Annotated in this window: 1 protein-coding gene; it reads right to left on the bottom strand. The window is 63.5% G+C overall.

Translation table 11 applies throughout. The features are described from left to right. Positions 1 to 1,426 precede the first annotated feature (1,426 nt). Positions 1,427 to 2,275, bottom strand: an 849-nt coding sequence (locus C446_RS03465) for a mandelate racemase/muconate lactonizing enzyme family protein (protein WP_006671673.1), incomplete at its 5' end; no start/stop codon positions are given.

Here is a 2,275-nt window from a genome sequence, read left to right as displayed (position 1 = left end):
GCTCAAGATGTGTATAAGAGACAGCTGGACGGGAGTCCAGTACGGCGGCCGGGAGCCGCTTTCGTCGATCGATCACGAGACAGCGCTCGACGAGACGAAACGTTACTGGCGGGAGTGGCTCGGCGCACGCGACGGCGGTCCGGAGGCGATGCCAGAGCGGTGGTACGAGGCCGTCGTCCGCTCGGAACTGGTATTGAAACTGCTGATCCACCACGAAACGGGAGCGATCCCGGCAGCGGCGACGACCTCGATCCCCGAGAAGATCGGCTCCGAACGAACCTGGGACTACCGGTACAACTGGATGCGTGACGCGAAGTTCACCGTCCAGGCACTCCACGATACGGGCCACGAACGCGAGGCACGCGAGTACTTCGACTGGTTTGCCGACATCGCACGCAACGATCCGGCCGAGATTCGACCGCTCTACAGTCTTCACGGCCAAACTGACGATGCCGTCGCGGAGGAGACCCTCGAGCACCTTTCCGGTTATCGGGGGAGCGACCCGGTCCGGATCGGGAACGACGCTGCGCCCCAGACACAACTCGACGTCTACGGGACGATCGTCCAGGCGGTTTACGAGACGATCCAGTTCGACGAATCCGTCCGGATCGAAGGAATCTGGGAGTCGATCTGTAACATTGTCGACTACGTCTGTGCCAACTGGGACCAGCGCGACGCCGGCATCTGGGAGTTCCGTGACGAACGGCGACACTTCCTCCACTCGAAGCTGCTGTGCTGGGTCGCGCTCGACCGTGGCATCGCTCTCGCGAGAAACAACGATCTCGAGGCTCCGCTCGACGCGTGGCGAGAGAGTCGTGACGAAGTCCGCGAAGCGATCGAGCAGCGAGGTTACAGTCAATCGGCCGAGAGCTTCGTCCAGTGTTTCGAGAGCGAGGACGCGCTAGACGCCACTGCGTTGTTGATCCCGATCTACGAGTTCCTGCCGCCGGAAGACGACCGCGTTCAGTCGACGATCGATGCCGTCATCGATCGGCTCACGACCGACGACGGACTCGTCGTTCGGTTCGTCGACAGCGATGTCAGGGAAGACGAGGAGGAGCCGTTCCTGCTGTGTTCGTTCTGGCTCATCGACGCGCTCGTGCTCTCGAACCGACTCGAGCGCGCCCGGGAGTACTTCGAGAACGTGCTCGAGTACGCCAGCCCGCTGGGACTCTACTCGGAGAAGGTCGACCCCGAGACGGGGCGACTCCTGGGGAACGTCCCACAGGCGTTCTCCCACCTCGGGCTGATAAACAGCGCGACGTACCTCGGACGGGCGCTCGAGGCCGACGGAGAGGTGTCACCGGAGACGTTCCACCCGGGGGACATCGAGACGCTGTTCAGGCGGGGAAACCCCTCGGGCTCGTCGCCCTAGTCCTGGTCCTACTGTCGAATCGCTTGGGTGTCGTCGCTTCGGTGGGGGAGGTTAGGCTTCGTCGAAGAGTTCCTCACCATCGACCATCTGCTCCTCGACGACGTCCATATCGAGCGTCACCCCCAGACCCGGCTCTTCCGGCACCTCGATGTAGCCGTCCTCGATGACGTCCTCTTCGACGAGGTCCTCCCACCACTCGAGTTCGTAGGAGTGGTATTCGACGGCCAGCGAGTTCGGGATCGCCGTTCCGACGTGGGCGCTTGCCATCGTCGCGACGGGCGAAGCGACGTTGTGCATCGCCACGGGAACGTAGTAGAGGTCGGCGAGGTCGGCGATCTTGCGGGTCTCGCGCATGCCGCCAACCTTCGGCATGTCCGGTGCGATGATGTCTATCGCCTGCTCCTCGAGCAGTCGGCGCTGGCCGTGGGTACGGTAGACGTTCTCGCCGACAGTGATCGGCGTCGAGGTGCTCTGGGTGACTTCCCGCTGGACATCGTGGTTCTCCGGTGGCACCGGGTCCTCGAGCCACCAGACGTCGTACTCCTCGAGCCGTTGAGCCAGCCGCTTCGCGGAGCCCCCCGAGAAGGTCCAGTGACAATCGAACGCGACGTCGGCACGGGAGCCGACGCGTTCGGTGATAGCCTCGACGATCGAGGCTTTGTGCTCGATCTCGGGTTCGCGCAAGTGGCGGTTCGCGCGGTCTTTCTCGTGGCCGGACGGAACGTCGAGGTCGAATTTGAGGGCGTCGTACCCGAGTTTCTCGACGACGCGTTCGGCCTCGTCGGCACAGGCGATCGGATCCGCTTCCTCCTCGGTGTGACAGTCACAGTAGACACGGACCTCGTCGCGGTACTTCCCACCGAGCAACTGGTACGCCGGCACCTCGAGGATCTTGCCTGC

The organism is Halobiforma nitratireducens JCM 10879 (genome assembly GCF_000337895.1).
GTDB classification, from domain to species: domain Archaea; phylum Halobacteriota; class Halobacteria; order Halobacteriales; family Natrialbaceae; genus Natronobacterium; species Natronobacterium nitratireducens.
This window is presented reverse-complemented; position numbering and strand designations above follow the sequence as displayed.